Below are 25,302 nucleotides of genomic sequence, written 5' to 3'. Positions count from 1 at the left end.
CTCCTTTATGATTCCTTGTCTAGCAGGGGAATACGGATATCGACCGCCAGTCCTTGCTTAGGTGCTGTCAAGAGTTGAACCGTTCCTGCCATATCTTCAACCCGCTCCTTGATGTTTCGCAGTCCATAACTCAAGTCATCTAAACTCCCTAACTGGAAGCCAATCCCATTGTCCACCACCTTTAGTTGCAATTCAACATCTGTCTGATAGAGGTAGACATCTAAGCAAGATGCCTGGGCATGGCGGAGGGTATTGCTGATCAACTCCTGCAAAATACGAAAGATATGCTCTTCAATCTTCTTGGGCAATTTAGACACATTCTGCTTGAGACTAACCTTGAGATCACTCTTGTCCTCTAGCTCTTTTAAGAGGATTTGAATCCCCTCAACCAAACTCTTCTCTTCCAACTCAACAGGTCGCAAATGTAGGAGCAAGACCCGCAAATCTTTCTGGGCTGTTTCAAGGATAGCTGCAACACTTTGCAACTGGGTCTGCATCTTTTCTCTATCCAGCTTCAAAGCCTGCTGGCTGACACCTGATAAAATCATATGAGCCGCAAACAACTCCTGACTAACTGTATCGTGCAAGTCACGTGCAATCCGCTTTCGTTCCTTCTCGATGATTGCTTCTTCCTTGACCAGGCTTTGATTTTCAGCCTTTTGAACAGCCTCTGTCAAGAGGTTGAGCTTGCCAGACAAGGACTTAAAACTAGCATCCAAGTCTGGATCTGCAAAGGCAACCACCTCTTTTCCTGCTAGCAGTCGCTTGAGATTGACTTGCATTTTTCTGCGAGAGACTTCTTCTATCACGCGCCAAAAGAGGACAAAAAAGAATGTCATGGAAAGGCTAAAGACCAAGATCAAGAAGATGAGTTTCTCTGTTTTCTCGATATCCCGTAGCAAATAGGACCAGTCTAGTTCAAAAATATCAAGTAAACTATTAGTCAAAAAGAGGATAAAGAGGAAAGAAGTCAGGCCGATTAACAGATAAGATTGCTTTTTCATCCTCTGACCACCTCCACATCGCCAACCATAGTAGTTAGGAAAATCTTGACGCTCTTGTTACTCTTGAGGTAGTCTCTGGTTTCCTGATGATAATGTTCATTACGAAGGGCTCGCTTAGGCTGATGAAGGAAGGTAAGATCTCCATAGAGGCAGTTGACACTGAGACTGATTTCCACATCTACAGGTACGATAATCCTAGTCGTTCCGATCATCTTTCTAAGGATAATGACATTGTCATGATTGGTTAGGATAACTCTTTCCAAATGAATGGTGTCCTTGCCCATGAGGCGAAAGAGGTTGATATCATCAAATTGGCAGGTCTGGTGGCTAGAAAAATGATGGAGATTGCCAAACCAAGGATTGCGTTCATTTTTCACCGTTACCACCTCTTCAAAGACCAAGTCGGTCTCCTCTCTTTCTTGATTCATCATCGGATAGAGAAGAAAGAGACTGTATATGACCGCTACAAAGATGGCTAAAATCACAAAGGGATTGAGCATGACGATGAAAAAGAAAAGAATGGTTGCTACAAGGAGGAAAACGTTGTTGCCCTCTTTACCTGTATAATAACGAAGCAAAAGCAAAAAGAGGAATAGAATCAGCAGAAAACGCGAAAAATGCTCTGATACCATCAAAATCAGAGCTCCCGTCAAGAGACAGGCTTCGATAAATAAAAAGATTTGAAATTTTTTCATAGACGCATCCTCTCCCTTCTATTTTATCACAATTCAAAAAAGTCACCTCGGTCTGAGGATGGAAAAAGGCGATGGGACAGAAATCGCTCGTAGAAGCTAGGTTTCATCAACTCACCACAGTTGACAAAAGGCTACAAAAAAGGGCGGGATTCTTGTCCCGACCTCACTACATCTGATCTTTTGCTTCTTTTAGTTTACCATAAAGAATATAGTCTACGTTTTGCAGATCCGCTATGGTGGCACAGTTAAGGGCACACATGATCAAGCGTAAATCTTCTTTCCAGCCTTGGACAATGCTAATCACCTCTTCGACGGAGTAGGTTTCAATCAACTCAAGAACGGTACGTGACAGTCCTATAGCCTTGGCACCAAAGACCAGGCACTTAATCATATCAAGAGGATTTCGAACCCCTCCGCTGACCAAGAGTTCGACCTTTTCTTTCCAGTCTTGGGCATTGAGGAGGGCTTGCATGGTGGACTGGCCCCATTGATTGAGGTAATCACGCTGACCACTGCGACGGTTTTCGATATAAGCAAAGCTGGTACCACCACGACCCGACAGGTCAACCGTTCGAACACCCAATTCATAGGCTCGTTCGATGGTCTTCACATCCATCCCAAAACCTACTTCCTTGAGAATAATAGGAACGGGGATTTGCTTGCTATAGTCTGCCAGATGCGATTGCCAGCTTCGAAACTTTCTTTCTCCCTCTGGCATGAGCAATTCCTGCATAACATTGACGTGCACTTGTAAAAGAAGAGGATTCATCTCTTGCACAGTCTGAAGTCCCAACTCAACAGGCTTGTCCAAGCCAATATTGGTTCCAAGAAGGAGATTTGGATGGCTAGACTTGACAGAAAATGAATCATCTGTAGGATCCTTGAGGGCTGCGCTATAAGAACCCGTCACGAACAAAATCCCACAGGCTTCCGCCACCTGAGCTAGTTTTTGATTGATTTCTCGTCCTTTATCACTTCCACCTGTCATGGCATTGATATAAAAAGGAAAATCCCACTTTCGACCAGCAAATTCTGTGGAAAGATCGATTTCATCCAGGTCGTAAAGAGGCAAGGAAGAATGAATCAACTCCACCTCATCAAAGCTGTTATAGGAACTTTTCTGCTCAAGGGCATAGCGGATGTGCTCATCCTTACGATTTGTCGTCATGTCCTATCCTTTCTTGGTATAAGAGCTCAATCTCCAGATCGGCCCAACGATTTTTTAAGGTTTCAGTTGATTGCTCATCAAAACTCAAGGCAATCCCACAGTCACCACCACCAGCGCCACTACTCTTGGCAACAGCCTGCAAATCTTGACTGGCTTCTTTCAACTGTCTCAGCGAAGGTGTGTATATATCTAGGCTCAAGCCTTCTAAAAGCTGACTGGCTGTTTCCACCTGCTCGATAATTTTTTCTGCATTCCCCTGCTCCAAGGCTTCTACCAAAGCAGCAACCGTTGCTTTTGAGGAACTTAAAAAATTCTGGTCTATGTTTCGCTTGATTTGCTGGACCATTTGACTCGATACGGCTACTTCCTTGGTCCATCCAACTAGGAAATCACATTCTAGACCTGGTTTTACTTGTGAGATAGAAAAGCCCCAAGCACGCTCCAAAACTGTTGCCAAGCTTTCTTCTTCCAACCAAGTAGCTATCTTCTTTCGATCAAAAGACTGGTAGAGAACCAAATCCTCTGCCACAATACAGGCAAGGTCTCCCATAGAGCCATTGTCGCCTCGCTTGAGTAAGACCGCGCTAGCCAGCTTGAATAAGAGATCCTGATCAATTGAAAGATTATACAGAGCCAGCAGGGCCTTGATCACCAAGACAACGACGCTACCACTAGAACCCAGACCAAACTTTTTGCCTTCCCGTTCCATTTTGCCACGGATTTCCAAAGAAAAAGGTCTCAAGGTTTGCCCACGATAAACGAGGAAATCTCCCACTAAAGCAATCGTTTCTTGAATCAAACTGTAGTCAGGATTTGGCGTCAAGTCCACTGCAAAATCAAACAGATCTGAGTAGATACGGTAGCTGTCAGAAAAAGCAATCTCAGCCTTCATATAGATGGGGATGGCCTTTATCAAGGCCATCTGCCCTGGCTCTAGAATAGCATATTCACCTGCCCAATAAAGTTTTCCGCAAGTTTTAACAGCAATCATCTTGGCTCAAATCCTTTGTTTTTGACACAATCAAGCGGTAACGTTGACCAAAGACTTCTGACAAATGCTCCAAGTCTTTCTCCTGACAGAGAACCTTGACATTGGGGCCAGCATCCATGGTAAAGTAACAGGCTTCCCCTTGCTCACGAAGTTGACGGACAAAGTCCATGGCCTCATAAGTCGCATCCGTCAGATATGAAAAGGCTGGACTAGCAGTTTTGGTCGTAGCGTGCATGGCTAGGGCATTTTTCTCAGTCAATTCCCCAACTTTGGTAAAGTCATTTTCCTTGAGATAAAGCAGCATATCTTGATAATCTTTCTCAGACTGACGCACCCAGTCATCAAAGGTCGTCGAGGTTTCCACACAGAGTTTCATCCCATCACGGCTAGAGATTGGTTTTTTCTTGTCCTCTAGCACCAACATGATCATGGCTAGTTTCAAGTCTGTCTCTACAGGGTAAATTTCCCCACTATCCTTGTCCCAGGCCCCTAGTGGTCCATAAAAACTCCGAGAAGAAGAGCCTGAGGCAAACTTAGCCTCCTGCGCCAACTGGCTCCGATTCAAACCAAGCTGAAAATAAGCATTGCAAGCCTTGACCAAGGCGGACAAACCGCTAGAACTGGAGGATAAACCCGCTGCAGTCGGCATGTTGTTTTGGGTATCGATACGGACAAAACCCTCACCTGCTGGACGATAGCGGTCGATGATTTTGCTCATCTTGGCATGCTCCGCCTCATTTTGGAGCTGACCATTGATATAAAAGGCATCCGCCGTCGCATGGGCTTGTAGAGGCGACAAGGTCGTCTCTGTATACATATTTTCCAAAGTCAGAGAGATACTGCTAGTAGCAGGAACCATCTCTTTTTCTTTTTTCTTTCCCCAGTATTTGATAATGGCAATATTTGCGTAGGAACGTACTGTTACAGGCTTTCGATCCATGTCTGAACAGCTCCTTTCTCTTCTAATCGTTTTGCTAGTTCTTCTGCTTGATCCAGATTGGCTGCCAAGGCGATAATACAGCCTCCTAGCCCACCACCGCTCATCTTGGCACCCAGAGCTCCGTAGCTAAGAGCCGTTTCAACGAGGGAATCTGCCTCAGGGCTGCTGACACCAATTTCTTTTAAATGTAAATGCGCTTGACTGAGGATTTGTCCCAGTTTTTCAGCATCTTTTGTTTTTATCGCATCTTCTGCCTGCTGGGTCAATTCTCCCAAGGCATGCAAAAACGGTAGGGCATCCTTCCCCTTGCTTTGAACTACTTGGATAGCTTCACGAGTGTGACCATACACGCCCGTATCTGCAATGACCAAATAAGCGGATAGATCCATCTTAAGCTCTGTAAATCCAAGGTTCTTGATAAAGCGAATAGGCTTGTCGCTGAGACAGGTCTTAGCATCCAAACCACTCGGATTCATATGGGCAATCATCTCAGCCCGATTGACCAGGATTTCCAATACATCATGAGGCAGGTCGGCTTGGTAGTAGTCAAATACCGCACGAATAGCTGCTATGCTGATAGCAGCTGACGAACCCATTCCCCGTTTTTCAGGGATAGCCGAGTCAATCACACATCGAATGCAGGCTTCTTTGATATCCAAATACTCCAGCGAAGCATAAACTGCCATGGACAAGGTATCCTCCTCATAAAGACGCCACGGGCTTTCAGCAGGGACCACCTTACAAGTCACTTCCACCTCTATGAGAGGCAGAGAAATAGCAGGATAGCCGTAGACTACCGCATGCTCCCCTATTAAAATAATCTTACTATGTGCCTGACCGACACCAACTTTTTTTGTCATGTTTTCCTTTAACCAGACGGAAAGACCGTCTCATTTCATACAGTAGTATTTTCTCCTATCTATTTTATTATATTTTCACAAAAAAAGCGATTGTTTCCTTCACAATCGCCTCTTTCATTATTGAACCCATTCGCCATTATAGTCGACAGAATAGCCTTCTACAGTCGTATTCACTGCTAAGGCACCTGAACTATAAGCGTAGTACCATTTGCCATTAACCTGGAACCAGCCTGTCTTCATATCGCCATTACTTGCGTTTAGATAATACCAAGTCGAGCCTTCCTGATACCAGCCAGTCGCCATAGATCCTGATGAACGGAGGTAGTACCACTTGTTCCCAAGGTATTGCCAGCCCGTTTTCATATCACCATTTTCAGCATCTAAATAGTACCAAGTTGAGCCTTCCTGATACCAACCAGTTGCCATGGCTCCTGATGAACGGAGATAGTACCATTTATTACCAAGATGTTGCCAACCTGTTTGCATGATGCCAGTTGTTGGATCTAAGTAGTACCACGGAGCAGGTTTGCTTCTATCAATACCAAAAGTAACATGGAAATCTTGAGTCCAACCCTTAGCAACTTCACCAATTGGTAGTGGATTGTAAGAATCATCGCCAGAAATTCCTAGCTTATTTAAATAATACCAATTACCGTCTTCATAAGTCCAACCTGTCTTTACAGCATAATTATTATCAAAATAATAAGTTCTCTTTTCAGGAGATGGAGGATATTGTTCACCATATACTTTTCCTGTATTTTCAGACGTTTTTGCCTCTAGTACTTGTTTATCTGTTTGTTCTAGCAAAGCACCATCTGAGCTAAAATAATACCATTTTTGTTGGAGTCCGATTTCATTAACTGGTTGGTTATCTAATAAATTATCACGATAACCTGTTCCAGGAATTTCTAAGTATTGCCATCCAACTACCATTTCTCCTTTATCACCAAAATAGTAAGTTTTACCGTCTATTTTATGCCAATAGATTGCTTTATGATCATCTTTTACATAATATTTTCTATTATCCTTATCAACAAATTGGCCACCTGTTATGTCCGCAAATACAGTATTAGTAGCTAGCAAACCAAAGAAAAATGTTGCTAGTGCGACTTGCATCATTTTTTTCAAAAGCTTCATTTGTATCTCCTCCAACATTAAATCCACTCACCAGATGAAGCAAAGTTATAAACTTTACCATCGATAGTTTGGCTACCTGTAACCATTGCTCCAGAGGAATTGAGATAATACCAGTTTCCATTTACTTTTGTCCAACCTGTCTTCATATCTCCATTACTTGCATTTAGGTAGTACCAAGTTGAACCATCTTTCACCCAACCAGTTGTCATAGCTCCTGATGAACGGAGGTAGTACCACTTATTGCCAAGTTGCTTCCAACCAGTTTGCATGATACCAGTTGTTGGATCTAGATAGTACCAAGCTGAACCATCGTTTATCCAACCTGCACGTCTTTCACCACCAATATAGTTTTCTCCATTAATTTCCGTTTTAGCTAGATAATACCAATTAGACTGGTCATAAAGCCAACCTGTCTTTAAAGAATGATTTTGATTAAAGTAATAGTTCGTGTAAAAACTCTTCTCTTCTTTATCTTCCGGATTTGTACGTTTTTCCCCATACTTTCTTCCAACACTGTCTTTAGTTTTAATCTCTAATGCTTTCCAACCAACAAACTCTTGTAGCACTCCATTTTTATCGAAGTAGTACCACTCTGGCATTGGGGAACCTTCTAATCTTATGCCATTAGGGTAAGGACCAATTGTATATCCTTTAACTGGCATTGGAATGTATTGCCAACCAACAACCATTTCACCATTATAATCAAAATAATAGGTCTTGCCATCAATCACTCGCCAGTCCGTTTCTTTGATGTCACCCTTCTTGTAGTAGGTTCTACCATTTTCTTGGACAAATTGCCAGCCTTCTGAATCAGCATCATCCGCAAAGACGGTGCTTGTCGCTAGCAAAGCAAAGAAAAAGACGGCTAGTCCAACTTGCATCATTATTTTAAATCTTTTCATTAGATCTTTCCTCCATAACTGATTGTAGCAAAGACTTTATTGTATGTCAATATATAGAAATTTCTCAAAAAAAGCAGTTACACAACTGCAACTGCTTTTCTATTCTTGCATGGTGTACCCAACACCACGCACGGTTTTAATGTAGCTTTTTTGACCTTTTACATCAAGCTTGCTACGTAGATAACGGATATAAACATCCACGATATTGGTTTCTGTCGCACTTTCGTACTTCCAGACACTTTCCAACAACTGCTCACGAGTCAAGACCTTCTTGCTTCCCATGAGAGTAGCCAAAAGGTCATACTCACGGCGCGTTAGAGCAATCATCTCCTCGCCACGATAAACGGTATGATGTTCTACATCCATACGCAAATTGCGGTAAGACGTTGGGACCTTCATCTGACTACAGTGTTGGTCGATAAAGTCCCGACCTCGGAAAATCGCTGAAATACGAGCCACCAGCTGATCAATAATCACTGGCTTATAGATGTAAGAAACGGCGAAGCGCTGGATTGTCTCAATCTGGTCTTGCAATTCTTCGCGATGGTCCAAGACCATAATCACTGAGGCAGGTTTTGTCCGACTCAGCCTCTCTGCAAAATCCTGGGCCGTCATATCCCCCAGACGAGCATTCAGTAAAATCAAGTCATAATCTGTCTGGAGAGCCATGGAGAGGGCTTTTAGCCCCTCCTCGACCAGATCAACACGGTATTGCTCTTTTTGGAGTTCCAGACTGAGAAAATGAGCGAGATTTCGTTCTTTCTCAAGTAATAAAATCCGTTTCCCCATGGCAGACCTACTTATTTTTCGTCATACCAAGAGTAGTGGAATGTTCCTTCTTTGTCTTTACGTTGGTAAGTGTGGGCACCAAAGTAGTCACGTTGCGCTTGGATCAAGTTAGCTGGAAGGTCTGCTGAACGGTAGCTATCAAAGTAAGTAATAGCTGCTGAGAAAGTTGGCACTGGTACACCAGCTTGAACAGCAAGAGCTACGATATCGCGCACTGCTTGTTGGTACTTGGCAGTAACATCCAAGAAGTACTCATCCAAGAGAAGGTTAGCAAGATCAGCATCGCGGTTGTAGGCATCTGTGATCTTTTGCAAGAAACGAGAACGGATGATACAGCCATCACGCCAGATAGAGGCGATGTCCGCAAATGGCAAGTTCCAGTTGTTTTCTTTAGAAGCTACACGCAATTGAGCAAAACCTTGTGCGTATGAAATGATTTTTGAGAAGTAAAGGGCTTGACGGATCTTTTCGATCAACTCAGCTTTGTCACCTTCAAATTTGAAATCAGCTGGTTTTGGAAGGACCTTGCTAGCATGTACACGCTCTTCTTTGTATGTGGAGATGTAGCGGGCAAATACTGACTCAGTAATCAGTGACAATGGCACACCAAGGTCAAGAGCTGATTGGCTAGTCCATTTACCAGTTCCTTTGTTTCCTGCAGCATCCAGGATGTAGTCTACGATTGGTCCATCTTGACCTTCATCGTCTTTACGGCTCAAGATATCAGCTGTGATTTCGATCAAGTAGCTGTCCAACTCTCCCTTGTTCCACTCAGTAAAGATTGCAGCCATATCTTCTGCAGAAAGGCCAAGCAAGTGTTGCATCAAGTCATAGCTTTCTGCGATCAATTGCATATCACCATACTCGATACCGTTGTGGACCATCTTCACATAGTGACCAGCTCCATCAGGACCGATGTAAGTCACACATGGTTTTCCATCTTCTGGTGCTTTTGCAGAGATTTCTTCAAGAACATCAGCTACCAATTCGTAGGCTTCTTTTTGTCCACCAGGCATGATAGAAGGACCTTCAAGGGCACCCTTTTCACCACCAGAAACACCTGTACCGATAAAGTTGATCCCTGAGTTTGCTAGTTCTTCATTACGACGGATAGTATCTTTGTAGAAAGTGTTTCCTCCATCGATCAAGATATCACCCTTGTCAAGGTGGGGAAGAAGAGCTTGGATAGTTGCGTCTGTACCAGGTCCTGCTTGAACCATCAGCATGATACGACGAGGTTTTTCGATTGAGTTTACAAAGCTTTCCACGTCATAGCTTGGCACAAAGTTCTTTTCAGGATGGCAAGCAATTACGTCTTCTGTTTTTTCTTTACTACGGTTGTAAATGGCAACTGTATAACCACGAGATTCGATATTTAGGGCAAGGTTACGACCCATTACGGCCATACCAACGACACCAAAGTTAGCTTTTGTCATGTGACACTCCTCTTGTTTAATATGTTTTATTTTATCATTTTTACCTATGAAAGGAAAGAATTTTGTAACGGAGTCCTAGTAGTCCAAGTCATCTGCATGACCAGAACCATTCCCTACAAAGTAACCTGTCTTACAGTTGAGGGTGAAGAGATAGGTTCCATCTGGTTTATAGAGGTTGTAATAACCATTTCCGTTTACGATATTGACACGTTCTAGGATATATTGATTCCCAGTGATATAGCCACGAGCACGTGATGTTGCTAGGACTTGTTCCAATACACCATCCGCAAAGGTCCAAGCAGGGTTGTTGCTATCATCTACAGCTGATTGGTTGTACGGTACACGACTAGCACTTCTTTGAAGATTAACCCCATCGCCAGACAAACCACCATTTGTGTCTCTAGCTGGTGCCGTAGTGCTGGTTGAAGGTGTCGTACCGCTTGCATTGCTTTCTGTAGCTGAACTTGAGCTTGCTTGACTCGTGCTAGAGCTTGAACTTGAGCTGGAAGCACTGGTTTGTTGGCTCTTGCCAAGACTAATGGCCTTATCCAAGAGTTTGTCTAGTTCTGTGTTGCCTGTCTTAATTTCTGTAAATTTAGCGTCCGCTTTGGCTTTCGCATTGGTATCCAAGACACCGTCCGTAATAGCTGGGCTTTCAAAGAGGGCATTAACATCTTGAATGGCCTTGATTTGAGTTGCTAGGCTATCATATCTTGACTTAGCTAGTGTATAATCACGGCTACCTTCTAACTTATCTAGCAAGGTTTTCAGTTGGCTCAATTTATCAAACTGGCTGTTTTTCAGAGCAGTCTTATTAGCATCTGTATAGAAAGTATCATAGAGATCATTGAAGTCTTTCAAAGCTGTTTGTGTCCCTTGATCATCCGAAGAGGCTGATTGAGAAGACTGGATTTCTTGGTTTGAACGAGATACTTGACGGTAGACATAATATGTTCCAGCAAGCACAAGGATTGCAGCTACTACCGAAGCAATGATGATGACACCTTTCTTCTTAGAGCCTGTTTCAGGTTCTGTTTGAGCCGAACGTGATAGAGGTGTATAGGTCTCCTCTTCTTGTTCCTCATTTATTTGCTTGGGCTCTGTTTCTGTTAAAACGAGAGGCTCTATTTCAGCATTTTCTTCATCTTGAAGTGGTGGAACAAACTGAGTAGTCTCTTCATTTTCTATCTCTTCAATAGATTCCTCAGCAACCAGGTCTGAATCGTCTACCTGATCAGAAGATTCACTTGATTCACGAACTTCTTGGATCATTTCCTCTAGGTTTTGAGTAGAAGTCAGTTCTTCTTTTTTAAACTGACGAGTTTCAAACTTGTCAGCTTCAATCTCTTCACGGTGTTGTTTGATGTATTTGTCTAAGATACTGTCCTCAGGCAATACTCCAGCCTCCACCTCTTCATTCTTACGAATGACTTGACCAACAGTCAAGTCTTTTGCTTCGTCAAAGTCGAATTGTGGTTCTTGATGTCCTTTTTTATGACGATCACGTCTTTTCTTACTCATGAGTTCACCTTTCTATTTTACCTCTTGGCGTTTGACACGCTGACCAAAGTATTGATACAAATCCACTTTTAAGGTCCCATTATAGAGTTTTCGTTTTTTATCAGCTGGACTTCCGTACTTACTTTCAAAAGCTTCGTCACTTGTCAGGATAAACTTACTCCACGTTTTCAGTGGTGCAAAGACCTGTCCCATCTCAGCATAGAGCTTGGTAACTCCTGCATCATCAGACAAACGTTCCCCATATGGTGGATTGGAAATGATAACGCCATTAATCTTGTCTGTGCGTAAGTCCTGCACCCGCATTTGCTTAAAGGTGATATCACCTGCGACACCTGCTGCTTGAGCATTTGCCTTGGCAATTTCCACCATGCGAGCATCGATATCACAGCCCATAATGTCCAGCTCAAGTTCACGATCCATTTTCTTAGCCGCCTCTGTGCGAACCTCCTGGATTAGCCGATCGCTGACCCAGTTCCATTCTTCAAAAGCAAAGGAACGGCGAAGTCCTGGAGCCATCTTTCTAGCAATCATAGCCGCCTCGATACAGAAAGTTCCTGAACCACAGGTCGGATCAATCAAGGGCTTGTCTGGATACCAATTAGATAGTTGTAAAATGGCCGCCGCCATATTTTCCTTGATTGGCGCTCCACCCTTTTCCGTACGATAACCACGTTTAAAGAGACTGGATCCTGTCGTGTCAATCATGACAGTTGCCACATCTTTCAGGATAGATACCTCGATCTTAAACTCGGGACCAGTCTCCATCAAGGGAACTCCTTCTGGGCGGGCATAGTGTTTTTGTAATTTCTTCACAACAGCCTTCTTGGAAATAGCCTGAACACTAGGCTCGTTGTGGAGTTTAGACTTCACACATTTTGCCTTTGATATCGGGAAACGTGCTCCTAGCGGGAGATAGTTTTCCCAATCTAGAGCAAAAACACCTTGAAAAAGCTCTTCAAAAGTCTTAGCAGGAAAACTTCCGACTACAATCTTGATGCGATCCGCTGCACGAAGCCAAAGATTGGTCTCGATGATTGCCTTCACATCTCCTTGAAAGCGGACACGCCCATTTTCAACCTGGCAATCATAACCAAGGTCTCGCACCTCACGTCCAACGACAGCCTCAAGACCCGCCGCAGCAGTTGCGATTATATTAAATTGTTCTTTCATTTCTAGTCTTGCAAGACCTTTCTCTTGTTCACTTTAAAAAATGAGGTTGAGAAAGATTTCTCAGCCCCAACCTATATGCAATTTTCTATAAGCCATGTTTTGTTCCAGAAGTGACTAGGACCACTTCCTTCGATAATCATCTGTCTACCGCTAACAGCATAAATCTGCTAGCAGTCAGAGTACTACGTTCGTTTCCGTGCACTCCATGCCCCGACCAAAATTTGGGTTGCTAGCTTGAGGGGTTTACCGCGTTCCACTCTCTCTGTTTCCAGAAAGACTCCGTCACTGTGGCACTTTCAAGCCTATTCTGACCTATCCGAAGACTTAGCCATTTCGACTGCCGTAACGATTTCTCGTCCCTAGGCTTATGGATTCGCCTAGCACAAACACTACAGGCATCACAGCCTGTGCTAGCATGGACTTTCCTCATGAAAAGAGAAACTCTTCACGCGATTATCCAAAAATTGCACTCATTCCTTAGTCAATTATAAATCTTGGTTGTCTAAGATTTGCTTACCAAATACTTCTTTTTCGAGACGATTTAAGCGTTTCAAAATATCAAAGTTTGTCATTGAAGTAGAAGCTGTTACTTCAATAGAATCTGGTTGAGTTGGCGCTACCTGTGGTTTATGAGATAATTCTTCCTTCAAATCAGCAATCTCTTGACGAAGGGATTTGACCAAAGCTGCGTAGGTTTCATAATCCTTAATCACATCGTCTAGGAATTCATCTACCTCTGCTTTGCTGTATCCACGTACTTCACGTCCAAATTCTTGTTCAAAAATATCTTTCGCTGAAAATATAATACTTGCCATGTCTCTCTCCATTCTGGGTTGCTAGTATTATTATATAAAAAAAGACAAGTAAAAATCAAGGTCAAAGGCTTACTTTTCAGAAAAATTTTCTACTATTTCATTCAAGTCCTCAAATGTTAATCTTCTTGTAACATAGTCCGCTTGATTTTTCATCATTTGGTAAAAATATCGTAACTTGGTTTCGTTTTCTTCGTCGTAAAAAAGGTAACAAGTATCTGTATTTTCCAGCAGAAATTTCTGATAATCGCGTAATTGTCCCTTGTGCTCATATTGTGGATAGGCGTATTTGACAAAATCAACTAGCTTGAACTCACTCAATTTCGCTTGATTTGCTTCATTCCAATTACTGCCATGGGTTTCAAAATCAAAAATGGTCGCCAGCTGAAATCCATAGTCTGCTTTCATGTCTTTCGCTACCTGAAGCGCCCAGTACTCAAAGCCCAAAGTCCCTGTAAAGACAAGCCAGGTCACCCCATCCTCTGCTAGACGTTCCAGGTCTCTCCGAATGGCTGTTTTGATAATATCAACGCGAATATCCTTGTCATTAAAGAGACCAAGGTCGAAGGCTGAATAGCCTAAAATCAAGGCTGATGTCATTTTTAACCCTTTCTTTGTAAATTTATGATATAATAGAGTGATGTTATTGTACCAATAAGGAGAATTATGGTCAACTATCCACATAAAATTTCATCTCAAAAGAGGCAAGCACTCCTGTCACAAACTAAAAATTTCGCAAATCGGGGAATGTCTTTTGAAAAGATGATCAATGCTACGAACGACTACTATTTGTCGCATGGGTTAGCTGTTATTCATAAGAAACCGACTCCCATCCAAATCGTACGTGTCGACTATCCCCAACGAAGTCGTGCCAAGATCGTTGAAGCCTACTTTAGACAAGCCTCAACTACTGACTATTCAGGGGTTTATGATGGATACTACATCGACTTTGAAGCAAAGGAAACCAGGCAAAAACATGCGATACCGATGAAGAATTTTCATCTCCATCAGATCCAGCATATGGAACAAGTCCTTGCCCAGCAAGGAATCTGCTTTGTACTCCTTCACTTTTCTTCTCAGCAAGAAACCTACTTATTGCCGGCTATTGACCTCATCCGTTTCTATCATCAAGATAAGGGACAGAAGTCAATGCCACTTGGATATATTCGAGAAAATGGATATAGGATTGAGCCTGGTGCCTTTCCTCAAATTCCCTACCTCGACATTATCAAAGAACATTTACTAGGTGGTAAAACAAGATGAACAAACAAACTTTTCTGCGAATAGCTAAGTATGTCAGTATCAGTCTCTTAACTGTATTTATCGCAGCTGTAATGCTTGGTGGAGGTCTCTTCCTCTACTATGTTAGCAAGGCTCCCGAACTTTCTGAAAGTAAACTAGTTGCTACAACGTCAAGTAAGATCTATGATAGCAATGACGAGCTTATCGCTGATCTTGGATCGGAACGTCGAGTCAATGCCCAAGCAAACGAAATACCGACCGATTTGGTCAACGCTATTGTTTCGATTGAGGACCATCGCTTCTTTAATCACCGAGGAATCGACACGATCCGTATCCTAGGTGCTACCCTACGAAACCTTCGTGGTGGTGGAGGTCTGCAAGGAGCTTCCACCTTGACACAGCAGTTGATCAAGTTAACCTATTTCTCTACGTCAACTTCTGATCAAACTCTTTCTCGTAAGGCTCAGGAAGCTTGGTTAGCCGTTCAGTTAGAACAAAAAGCGACTAAACAAGAGATCTTGACCTACTACATCAACAAGGTTTACATGTCAAACGGTAATTACGGAATGCAGACAGCTGCCCAAAGTTACTATGGCAAGGATCTCAAAGATCTAAGTATTCCTCAACTGGCTCTCCTTGCTGGTATGCCTCAGGCTCCAAACCAGTATGATCCATACTCGCATCCAGAAGCTGCTCAAGAACGTCGTAATCTCGTCCTCTCTGAGATGAAGGGGCAAGGTTACATTTCAGCTGAGCAATATGAAAAAGCGATTAATACTCCGATTACAGATGGACTTCAAAGTCTAAAATCAGCTAATAGTTATCCTCCATACATGGACAACTATCTCAAAGAGGTAATCGATCAAGTCGAACAAGAAACAGGCTACAACCTCTTAACAACTGGTATGGACGTCTACACCAACGTTGATCCTAAAGTTCAACAACATCTCTGGGATATCTACAATACCGACGAGTATGTCAACTATCCTGACGATGAAATGCAAGTAGCTTCAACGATTGTGGATGTGACAAATGGGAAAGTTATTGCTCAGTTAGGTTCTCGTCACCAATCAAGCAATGTTTCCTTCGGAATCAACCAAGCTGTTGAAACCAACCGTGACTGGGGTTCTACCATGAAGCCGATCACAGACTATGCTCCTGCCTTGGAGTATGACATCTACGACTCAACTGCTTCGATTGTACATGATGTTCCTTACAACTATCCTGGAACAGATACCCCTGTTTACAACTGGGATAGAAGTTATTTTGGAAACATCACCATCCAATATGCGCTCCAACAATCACGGAACGTTACAGCCGTAGAAACCTTGAACAAAGTCGGTTTGGATAGAGCCAAGACCTTCCTAAATGGAATCGGTATTGACTATCCGGATATGCACTATGCCAACGCGATTTCAAGTAACACGACTGAGTCAAACAAAAAGTACGGAGCAAGTAGTGAGAAAATGGCTGCTGCTTACGCTGCTTTTGCTAACGGTGGTATCTACCATAAACCAATGTATATCAATAAAATCGTCTTTAGCGATGGTAGCTCAAAAGAATACGCTGATCCTGGTACTCGTGCCATGAAAGAGACGACCGCCTATATGATGACAGAAATGATGAAGACTGTCTTAGCATACGGAACGGGTCGTGGTGCTTATCTCCCTTGGCTACCTCAAGCTGGTAAGACTGGTACATCAAACTATACAGACGATGAAATTGAAAACTACATCAAAAATACTGGTTATGTAGCTCCAGACGAAATGTTTGTTGGTTATACTCGCAAATATTCAATGGCTGTGTGGACAGGTTACTCAAACCGCCTTACTCCTATCGTTGGTGATGGCTTCTATGTTGCAGCTAAGGTCTACCGTTCAATGATGACTTATCTGTCTGAGGATAACAACCCTGGCGACTGGACCATGCCAGAAGGCCTCTACCGAAGTGGTGAGTTCGTCTTTAAAAACGGTGCTCGTTCTGCATGGACTGCTCCTGCTCCGCAACAGGCCCCAACACCAGAAAGTTCGAGCTCGACATCAGAAAGTTCAACTTCACAGTCAAGCTCAACTACTCCAAGCACGAATAATAGTGCAAACAATAATACCAATAACCAGCAACCAAATACAACGCCTGGTCAACAAAACCAGAACCAAAATCAGAATCCTCAACCAGCACAACCATAACATTTATCACCCAGAGTTTTCTGGGTGATTTTTTCATAGCACTATTGCATTTATGTGCTTAACAAAAGCCTGAGAAGATGTCTTCTCAGGCTTTTTCTGTACTATAAACCTCATTGGGAAAGATAGGAAACGGATTTCGTAATCTTGTTAAGAGGTTTTACTAAATACTAGTCTTTCTTTGTTTTTGCTACAAAGAGAGCAGATAGGGCTAGGCTAACACCTGCTAGGAAGAGGGCTGTGTCAGATTGACTCTCACCTGTTGCTGGCAAGCTCTGTTTTGCTGTTTCTTGTCTAGCAATTTCTTGTTTATGATCTGGAGTCTTACCTTGATCAGAAACTAGAGTGCTAAGTTTAAACTCAGGTTTTTCTACTGTTGGAGCTGCTTGGCCTCCTACTGTTGCTAGCGGGCCTGTGTATTCTGGCAATTCATGCACTAGAGCCATCACTGCATTGACACCACCCTTGAACTCAGGTTTCTCTACTGTTGGAGCAGCTTGGTCACCTACTGTCGCTACGGGGCCTGTGTACTCTGGAAGTTCATGTACTAGGGCTTCAACTGCATTGACACCACCCTTGAACTCAGGTTTCTCTACTGTTGGAGCAGTTTGGTCTCCTACTGTTGCTAATGCGCCTGTGTACTCTGGAAGTTCATGTACTAGGGCTTCAACTGCATTGACACCACCTGTGAATTCAGGAACCTCAAGAACGGGTGCTGGTTCTTCACCCTTGCTTGATTGAACAGGTTCTTCTGTTAATTCTTGATAGAAGCTCGCCAATTCATAAAACTCAGCCTTGCCACCTTCCCAGACTAATTTGACGTCTAGAAGAGAGCCACCATTTCGGATAGCGAAGGTTTGGAGACTAGATGTAATGGCACCGAGGTCTAGCCAACTGTCTTGACCATCCTTGAGTGTTCTAGCAAGAACACGTGCCTTAGCTCCTTCAGGAAGACTGGAAACGAGACGAAGGTGGTTGGCATTGGTTGGTTCAGACAAGTGATACACCAATTCGCCCTTGTCTTTTTCAGACTTGTAGCTGGTCAAGACTTTGCCGTCTACAAGATTATTATAAAGGTTGCCTTGGCTTTCTCCACTACTTCCTTCTACTGTTGGATCATTGATTGGTTTGACAAATTCACCATCGTTGATGACCAATTCTGTAAAGCCTACAAAACGGGCATCATAGTCTGCTGTATAGAGGACACGGAGATAGTTAGCTTTGACTGGTGTCGCCAATTTACCCTCGATATAGCGATTTCCTGGCATCTTAGAATCATGTGTCCAACCATCTGTCAATGAATCATCGTGTGTGCTATTGGCCACACCATCTCCTACTGTCACGACATCAGTCCAAGTTTTACCGTCTTGGCTGACTTGAATCTTACCATCACGAAGGTAGTTTTGAGTTCCGTCTTGGATGTAGGCTCTGATCTTCTTGATAGTGCGTTCGCTACCAAGTTTCAAGGTTACGTGGCCATCTTTACGGGCATAGTCTGAAAACTCAACGAAGTTGTTGTAAACACCGTCAAATAGTTGATCTAGGTTGTTCAGCTTACGAACATCATTGCTTCCGTATGTTGGATGAATACCCATTGTTGTAGATTCTAGTTTGGTTGGTTGTACTTCTTTGGTTGTCACAAGGAGAGAAGTGGCTGTCACAGCTTGTTCCTGATCTGTTTTATTGACCAAACGAACATAACGTACCAAGTGGCTCACTACAGATCTGTCAGTCAACTGGCTAGCCGGCGTCCATTCTTGCGCATTTGCAGAGTACTCTAGAGTAAGAGCAGGGTTAGCCTGACCTTGGAGCTGGATGCTCTTGATTTGATGGATACGGTCAAGCTTCATACCTAGATAGCTATGAGCAGGGAGTTTGGTTCCAGCTGGAATTTGAAGCTCGTAACTGCCCAAGCTATCCACTACTGGTGTTTCCTTCAAGGCGTCAACGTTGGTGTCTGTTAACTCGCTGTTTCCAGAGCGTGTCTCAACAGAGAAGTCCTGGATACGCCACCAGAGGTCGAGTGCCTTGGTATTGCGGACTCGGATGTAACGAGCATTGATCGCTCTAGTCACTTCCTTGGTTTGCTCACCTGACAAGCGATCGAGTTCCTGCCAAGTAGTACCGTCTGTAGAATACTCAAGCACACCTGTGGCAAGCTTATCACCCGTTCCTTGGCGAAGTCGTACTTTAGTGACTGACTTGACTTCACCGAGGTCAAGTTGTGCCCAAGCATCTACTGGTGTCGTATTGCTACCGTCAGCATTTGCCATCATGGCTTCTGTATTGTCCTTGCCATCAGTGATTTGACGGGCTGAGGTATTTAGTTTGTAAACTAAGTTTGAGCTTAGACTAACTGTCGTTGCTTGTTGGCTACGAGCTTTTTCAACTGGACGGTTGACTGCAATTTCCTGAACTGCAAACCAAGTGTTCTCGCGGTCTGCTGTCGCAATCATGCGAACTGCTTTGGCCTTGATGTTGAGATTCTCAAACTTAAGCAGGGATTCATTTCCGACATAGCTTGGCTCTTTCAAGGTTACCCAGTTGTCATTTTCATCTAGATACTGCACTTCTGCCTTACTAAAGGTATCACGTGGATTTGCCTGCGTTCCCATAGCAAAGGTCAAGGTTTGAATCGCTACTGGCTTGTTGAATTTCATACCGATATAATCACCTGTCTTGATGCTATTTGGTGATTTAATAATCGCATGAGTTGCCAAATCGCCATCCGTTACTTCTGCTAAACCACCTTCTACACCTGTTCGATTGGTGATAAAGGTACTGATGATTTGATCTGGATGCAAGACTTTTTGAACTTCAGATGCCAGAACTTCTTTCAGGGATAGGATAAATGGACGAATATGTTGAACACCCAATTCAGCTCTTTCCATATGGTCTACATAATGGAAGGTGTGAGTTTGAGACTGTTCGTACAATTTCAAACCTTTATAGTAGCTATCCCAAAGTTTGGCTGCATCGTTTGTAGCCATGGCTTCAGTTCCTGTAAGGAAGGCATCGAGAGCATTCATTTGATCGATTGCATTATCCAACCAATAGTGGATTTGGGCAACCATTTTTTTATCGCCTGATGCTTTATAGAGTTCGGCTGCTTCTTTAATCTTGGCAAATTCTGCACGCAAGGCTGCACGTTCGGCAGTCACATCCTGACCTGCTTTGAGCTTGGTCATGAAGTCTGTTAATTTTGGAGCTAAGTCTACCGATTCTTCTAGTTTGACGACACGATTATCCATGTTTTGGTTGATCATGTGCTTACCAAGTTCACGGAAGGCTGCCGATACCTTGCTATCTTCAAAATGACCATTTTCTACAAAGTTGAAGGCAATATCATTGATTTTCTTAGCTTCTTCTTCTGATTTCCACTGTTTCCATGAGTATTGAGCTCCTGAAAAGAGGGCAATCTTAGATGGTTCAGACTGTTGCATTGGGTTCAACATGATACCAGACAGCAAGCTAGGATCCACATTTGGATGAAGGAATTTCTCACCACCACCTAGAATCAAGTGTTGTTTAGAGTTATCTGTTACAGGCCAGTTAATCCAAAGTGAAACGGGGCGATAGGTTTTGCCACCTGCGGATAGATTGTTCTTGAGAGTTGAAAGGAAGCTTTCAGAGACTTCACCCCAAATCTTACCACCCGTCAAGGTCATGGATGTTGAACTTGGGAGATTTTCATTGAGGGATTTCAACTCATCCTCACGTCCATTACCCCAATACTGGCCAGGAACAAAGATCATTTCTTTGCGAAGACCGCTGTAGGTTCCCTGCATTTCAGTCAACCACTTGGTCATATCTTGCATCAAGCGGTTGTAGCTATTGTAGCCTCCGACTGGGCTTGGTGCATCATCTGCAAGGATACCAAATTCGCGGACACCCACTTTCATCAACTGGGTAAATTTGGCCTTGATGGTTGCCAAATCTTCTTGGTAATGCGCTTCATTGCCAAAGCGGATGCGGTTGTTCATGAATGGATGGATAGTCCAGACATAGCGGGTTTTACTTTGATTTCCGACACGAGCAAGTTCACGGATTTCAGCTAATTTTTCTTCTGGATAGAGTTCACGCCATTTCTTGTTGTGGTATGGATCATCTTTTGGTGCAAAGAAGTATTGGTTCAATTTCAAATCGCCACCATAACGCATGAGCTCTGCACGATCGGCATTAGACCATGGATTTCCATAGTAACCTTCGATGAAACCACGGTTCTTGAGCTCTGCGTAATCTTCTACTGTCACATTGCGAAGGACTGGCACTTGGCTTTCCTTGAGCATGTGTTTCAAGGTTGTCAAACCATAGAAGACTGCATCTGTGTCTTTTCCGACGATGGAAATCGAGTTATCCTTGATGCTCAAGACATAGGCGTCAATCTTGTCAAAGAGACCTGCTGAAACATTGGACAAGTTTTGCTCTGCTTGTGAACCTTGTCCATGCACTCCAAGATAGATATTGGTTGCGCCAGCGATTGCCGCCTTACCAGTTGTATAAGATACTTGATTGTCCTGCAAAACACTCTTCAAGCGATTGCGAGTATAGATATCGAGTTGATCGCCCATGACCAGATTGACTTGCTTGCGAAGAGCTGTGACACCTTCTCCATAAGTCACTTTTTGTGGAGTTGGGAAGACCTTGTACTCTTTCTTGAGATAGTCTGCGCTCTTGCTGGCAGCTGCAATGCTGTCTTCGCTAGCTGGTTTACTTGCAGTGAATTGATCTGCCAATTCAACTGTTCCATCACCTGTTTGCTCTACTTTTGGTTTTTCAGGTGTAGTTGGTTTTTCTGGTTGACTTGGTGCAGGCGTTTCTTGCTCTTCTTTGACAGGTTTCAATAGATGAACTTCAGCCGCACTTGCAAAACCACCAACGCCTTCCAATACTTTCAACTCAATCTTGTTGGTATGTACCGCCGCAAAGTTGACTGTTTTTTCTTGGGCGTTGTTGTCCCAGCTTCCTTCTGAAACCTTGATCATTTGGCCATCTTTTTGTGCGTAGACTTCGTAGCGTGTCACGACACCATTTCCACCACCTGGACGTGGGAGATACGTCAAGCCATTGACTTTTTCTGCTTCTTTCAAGGTCATAGTAAGGGTGTATGGCCCAGTGTCACCAGTCCATTTAGTATGCCAGAAGGTATTTGGATCATTGTCAAAGGCCTTTTCAACAGCGCCTTCAGTCTCGTTTCCTGGAAGTTGCTGACTGCTTGCGGTTGCAGTAATTTTATCATTTGAAATCAAACGAGGATTTACAAATGGTTTGTCTGACAACTCTGCACTATGCAAGATTCCTTTGAATCCACCGATGCTTTCAAGCGGTAGTACCAAGCTATTGTGGGCAAAGCGAGGGTGGGCTGGATTTGCAATACGCTCAATCTTTTCACCATCCACATAGACTTCTGTAGATTGTGGTTTGGTTACGATGGAGATTTGATAACGTTTGTTCTTTTCAAGTTTTTTATTGAATTGGATATGGAACTGTTCAAACTGGTAAGCAAGATAGCCGTCTTTATCAGCTAGATAGATACGGTTATCCCCACTTGCTGAGAAGGTTTGTTCTCCGTCTCCAGTGACAGTTACATCAAACTTCAAGACGTGACTTGGACCAACATCACCAGCCAAGCCTTCGATACTGCTGTCTTTCTCAAAAGCCAATCCCTGTTCGCTTGCCTTCACTTTCTTACTTGCATAGTTCTTGACTGTTTCAGAATTGATGGTAAACAAGTCGCTTTGATCAATCTCTTTAGCAGGATTTGACTGTGGCGCATAAGGGCTCGTTGGTAGGGTGCGTTCTGCAAAGGTTGCAGCTGCACGATCGGATCCCCAGGTGCGTTCTGCAGTGGTTTGCATGCTCTTGAAGAAGCGTTTGAAGATGTCATAAGAGGTCAAACCAGTCTCATGAAGGTCGATATTATCATTCCAAACTGCGTGACCACCACCAAGGATACTTGGATGAGAAGCTGGTAGAAGTGGACCTCCACCTGTTCTAAAATCATTCGGTGTCCAGCTATTGTACTGACGTTCGTAGTTAGCATAGTCCCCGTAGGCTGCTTGACTATTGCTTCCACTTGGCACACTATAGGTCGGTACATCCGTGATATTGATAATCTTAGCTCCCTGAGCAATGGCTTCATTTGGTCGTTGCCATCCGATACTCCAGATATCAACCTCTACTCCGTTCCAGTCAACAGGAGTGTTTCCACGTTTCGCACTGAGCGAGCCCCAGATACGAGGGGTATATCCCTTTCCTTTAATGTATTTGATAAGGTCATTGACATAGCGACGATAGCTTTCTCTGCTGCCATAGTATTCATCCGTTCCGATATGAACAGTGGACACGCCATGAAGCGGTGCATCTGGACCATCGAGGAGTTTGTCATAAACTGATTTGACAAATTTAAGAGTTTCTTCGTACTTGTTATCCAAGTCTAGCATGGCTACGCGCTCAACATTGTGCTTGCCTGCATAATCGCTCAAACTACCTTGATACATGAGATCTGGACGAACTTTGACAAATGATAGTGCATGACCTGGTGTATCAATTTCTGGCACTAGGTTGATATGCAAGGCCTTGGCAAGTTTAATCAGATTTTGCATTTCTTCCTTGGTATAATGCTCGTCTGATGTTAGTTTTTGTCCATTCTTACCGACAATGTCTGTCTCCACACGGAAACCAGTCTTGGCATGTTCAAGAACATACTTGAGTTGTTCTTCTGGTGTTAAGCTCTTACCTGCCAAGTGTTCCTTAAGGAAGATATAGTTATCGTTGAGGTGCAACTGCAAGTCGTTCATCTTGTAGTAAGCCATGTTGAGCATGATGTCTACAAGAGTGTCATAAGGGATAAATTTACGACCTGTATCCAGCATAAAGCCACGGTGGCTGAAACTTGGGAAATCACGAATTTCGCCATTTTGGAGGTTACTTTCTCCCATTTGAAGAAGGGTACGAGTGGCGTAGAAGGCTCCTGTGTTTGTGGCAGCTTCGATGGTAATCACATCATTTTGGATAGTGATGCCATACCCTTCTTTACCATAACCCTTGTTTTCAACTTTTTTAAATTCGATTCGTTTTTGAGCCTGCTTGTCACCTGTTGCTAGTTCCAATCCACGGCTAGCAAGGTCTGACTGATAGAAGGTTGCAGCCTGATCAAAGCCAGAATCACCCGTCGCAAGAACTGTATCTGAAGTGATAGAAGATTGACCTTCTTTCCCATACCATTGTTGAACAGCTGGTGCTACTTTTGGTTTAACACCCACACCTTCGTCCTGATGTAAGCCCTTGATGACTACTTCAAACTCTTTGGTAAAGGTATGACTGTCTCTGATTTGTTGGACCATGACCTTGACACGTTGGTCTGTCAAAGGCTTATAGATGTGATTTTGAAGGTCAATTACACCTTGTTTATTGCTTCCAATGAGACTGACTTTTCCTGGTAGAGTTGGTAAGACAAGAGACCGTCCATCTTCTGCTACTGTTAGTTCGGTTACTTGGCGGATATCCGTTACCCTACTATGGTCCGGAACGTTTGAATAAGCTCGAATTTCTTGGATTCCAACGTTTCTCCAGCCCATTGTGCCCGCTTGATAGTCGTTAATTTTTAACTTAAGATATTTAGCTTTGATACTTTCAGCTAGATCTACTTTCTCATCTAAAACAGGATCTTCAGTTTTGGTATGAGCGAGTTTCCATTGTTTTTCTCCATTAGCGCCCACGTCTTCTTGACCTGCGTAGTAGAGACTCCAAGATTTGATATTGGGGTCATTTTGCCCATTACGAAGACGACGATCCCAGTCTATTTCTACATGCTTGATGAGGGTAGTTTTTGGAAGAGTTAATTCAAAAGTTGGTTTTACTGCATCTCTATCTGTAGCCCAACGGGTATTGTCATCTCCATCGATAGCCTTATCTGCAGTAAAGTTGGTCCCAGTCTCATGGTTGCTTGCCTGAGCAGTAGCACCTTCGAGATGGTTGACATCTTCTCTATCTTCGATTGTCTTTTCAGCTGGTTTTACTGCTGGTGTAGTGGTTTCCGCAGGTTGTTTGTCTGCCTTTGGTGTTTCAACCGGTTTCGGCGTTTCTGCTGGCTTGGGACTTGCAGGGCTTGCCTCTGGTTTTGCCTCTTCACTTGCTGCAGGATTGGTTCCCTCATCAGTCGCTGGAGTTTCTTCATGACTTGCTTCTGTTGCAGCTTCTGCATCTGCTTTTTCAAGCGCAGCGGCTAAATCATCTGGTAACTTATCCAAGGCTTGAACATGAGTGATACTTCCCTCTGTCTCTGAAGGTGTTGCTGTTTCTGCCGCCTGAACCATATTGGCGCCAAAGATACTAGCACCAATCATAACGGAGGCTGCACCGATTGCAAATTTTCTTATACTATAGTGACAGCGTTTCTCAAAAAAATGTCTATCCATCTTTCTCCTATTCCTTTCATCCGCATACATGA

Annotated in this window: 17 protein-coding genes and 1 other RNA gene; 2 read left to right on the top strand and 16 right to left on the bottom strand. The window is 43.4% G+C overall.

Annotated elements, in window-relative coordinates; genetic code table 11:
• Positions 1 to 5 precede the first annotated feature (5 nt).
• From GMD1S_RS00140 to GMD1S_RS00075, 15 genes are all read right to left on the bottom strand, one after another.
• Positions 6 to 1,004 (bottom strand): sensor histidine kinase, encoded by a 999-nt coding sequence (locus tag GMD1S_RS00140; RefSeq protein ID WP_000744929.1) that lies wholly within the window; start codon positions 1,002 to 1,004, stop codon positions 6 to 8.
• The gene (gene liaF / locus GMD1S_RS00135) at positions 1,001 to 1,699 is read right to left on the bottom strand and encodes a cell wall-active antibiotics response protein LiaF (RefSeq protein WP_000714487.1); all 699 of its coding nucleotides are present in this window, start codon (positions 1,697 to 1,699) and stop codon (positions 1,001 to 1,003) included. Before liaF ends, GMD1S_RS00140 begins: the two co-directional genes overlap by 4 nt.
• Before the next feature lie 166 nt (positions 1,700 to 1,865).
• A complete protein-coding gene (gene fni, locus GMD1S_RS00130) occupies positions 1,866 to 2,867 on the bottom strand; it encodes a type 2 isopentenyl-diphosphate Delta-isomerase (RefSeq protein ID WP_000210647.1) in 1,002 nt (333 codons plus the stop codon).
• Positions 2,851 to 3,858 (bottom strand): phosphomevalonate kinase, encoded by a 1,008-nt coding sequence (locus tag GMD1S_RS00125; RefSeq protein ID WP_000562445.1) that lies wholly within the window; start codon positions 3,856 to 3,858, stop codon positions 2,851 to 2,853. Before GMD1S_RS00125 ends, fni begins: the two co-directional genes overlap by 17 nt.
• A complete protein-coding gene (gene mvaD, locus GMD1S_RS00120; protein WP_000375374.1) occupies positions 3,845 to 4,798 on the bottom strand; it encodes a diphosphomevalonate decarboxylase in 954 nt (317 codons plus the stop codon). The genes GMD1S_RS00125 and mvaD overlap by 14 nt, the downstream gene beginning before the upstream one ends.
• Complete coding sequence (mvk, locus tag GMD1S_RS00115; RefSeq protein ID WP_000163294.1) at positions 4,780 to 5,658, bottom strand: mevalonate kinase; 879 nt, start codon at positions 5,656 to 5,658, stop codon at positions 4,780 to 4,782. Before mvk ends, mvaD begins: the two co-directional genes overlap by 19 nt.
• A gap of 117 nt (positions 5,659 to 5,775) precedes the next feature.
• Positions 5,776 to 6,795, bottom strand: coding sequence for a choline-binding protein CbpC (cbpC, locus tag GMD1S_RS00110; RefSeq protein WP_000771065.1), 1,020 nt, complete (start codon positions 6,793 to 6,795; stop codon positions 5,776 to 5,778).
• Between the two features lie 17 nt (positions 6,796 to 6,812).
• On the bottom strand, positions 6,813 to 7,697 hold the full coding sequence (locus tag GMD1S_RS00105; protein ID WP_008275060.1) for an N-acetylmuramoyl-L-alanine amidase family protein: 885 nt from the start codon (positions 7,695 to 7,697) through the stop codon (positions 6,813 to 6,815).
• A gap of 99 nt (positions 7,698 to 7,796) precedes the next feature.
• The gene (locus GMD1S_RS00100; RefSeq protein ID WP_000517998.1) at positions 7,797 to 8,486 is read right to left on the bottom strand and encodes a response regulator transcription factor; all 690 of its coding nucleotides are present in this window, start codon (positions 8,484 to 8,486) and stop codon (positions 7,797 to 7,799) included.
• Between the two features lie 11 nt (positions 8,487 to 8,497).
• A complete protein-coding gene (gene gndA, locus GMD1S_RS00095) occupies positions 8,498 to 9,922 on the bottom strand; it encodes an NADP-dependent phosphogluconate dehydrogenase (RefSeq protein WP_000158763.1) in 1,425 nt (474 codons plus the stop codon).
• Between the two features lie 75 nt (positions 9,923 to 9,997).
• Positions 9,998 to 11,443 carry a cell division site-positioning protein MapZ gene (locus GMD1S_RS00090; protein ID WP_000039246.1) on the bottom strand — a complete coding sequence of 482 codons (1,446 nt, stop codon included), beginning with the start codon at positions 11,441 to 11,443 and terminating at the stop codon, positions 9,998 to 10,000.
• A gap of 12 nt (positions 11,444 to 11,455) precedes the next feature.
• A complete protein-coding gene (locus GMD1S_RS00085; protein WP_000662899.1) occupies positions 11,456 to 12,613 on the bottom strand; it encodes a THUMP domain-containing class I SAM-dependent RNA methyltransferase in 1,158 nt (385 codons plus the stop codon).
• Between the two features lie 83 nt (positions 12,614 to 12,696).
• Positions 12,697 to 13,078, bottom strand: an RNA gene (gene rnpB / locus GMD1S_RS11580) — RNase P RNA component class B.
• A gap of 20 nt (positions 13,079 to 13,098) precedes the next feature.
• On the bottom strand, positions 13,099 to 13,428 hold the full coding sequence (gpsB, locus tag GMD1S_RS00080) for a cell division regulator GpsB (protein ID WP_000146523.1): 330 nt from the start codon (positions 13,426 to 13,428) through the stop codon (positions 13,099 to 13,101).
• Between the two features lie 69 nt (positions 13,429 to 13,497).
• On the bottom strand, positions 13,498 to 14,025 hold the full coding sequence (locus GMD1S_RS00075; RefSeq protein WP_000199580.1) for a DUF1273 domain-containing protein: 528 nt from the start codon (positions 14,023 to 14,025) through the stop codon (positions 13,498 to 13,500).
• A 66-nt stretch (positions 14,026 to 14,091) separates the two neighbouring features.
• Here GMD1S_RS00075 and recU point away from each other — a divergent pair, with 66 nt between their 5' ends.
• Positions 14,092 to 14,688 carry a Holliday junction resolvase RecU gene (gene recU, locus GMD1S_RS00070; RefSeq protein WP_000248755.1) on the top strand — a complete coding sequence of 199 codons (597 nt, stop codon included), beginning with the start codon at positions 14,092 to 14,094 and terminating at the stop codon, positions 14,686 to 14,688.
• Entirely contained in the window at positions 14,685 to 16,853 is a 2,169-nt protein-coding gene (gene pbp1a, locus GMD1S_RS00065) for a penicillin-binding protein PBP1A (RefSeq protein ID WP_001041840.1), read from the top strand. Before recU ends, pbp1a begins: the two co-directional genes overlap by 4 nt.
• A 167-nt stretch (positions 16,854 to 17,020) precedes the next feature.
• Here pbp1a and GMD1S_RS00060 read toward each other — a convergent pair whose 3' ends face one another.
• Positions 17,021 to 25,270 carry an SIALI-17 repeat-containing surface protein gene (locus GMD1S_RS00060; RefSeq protein WP_000373809.1) on the bottom strand — a complete coding sequence of 2,750 codons (8,250 nt, stop codon included), beginning with the start codon at positions 25,268 to 25,270 and terminating at the stop codon, positions 17,021 to 17,023.
• Positions 25,271 to 25,302 lie beyond the last annotated feature (32 nt).

It is taken from the genome of Streptococcus sp. GMD1S (assembly GCF_000296875.1).
GTDB lineage: Bacteria > Bacillota > Bacilli > Lactobacillales > Streptococcaceae > Streptococcus.
Note: the sequence above shows the minus strand (reverse complement) of the source record. Positions and strands in the feature narration are given on the sequence as shown.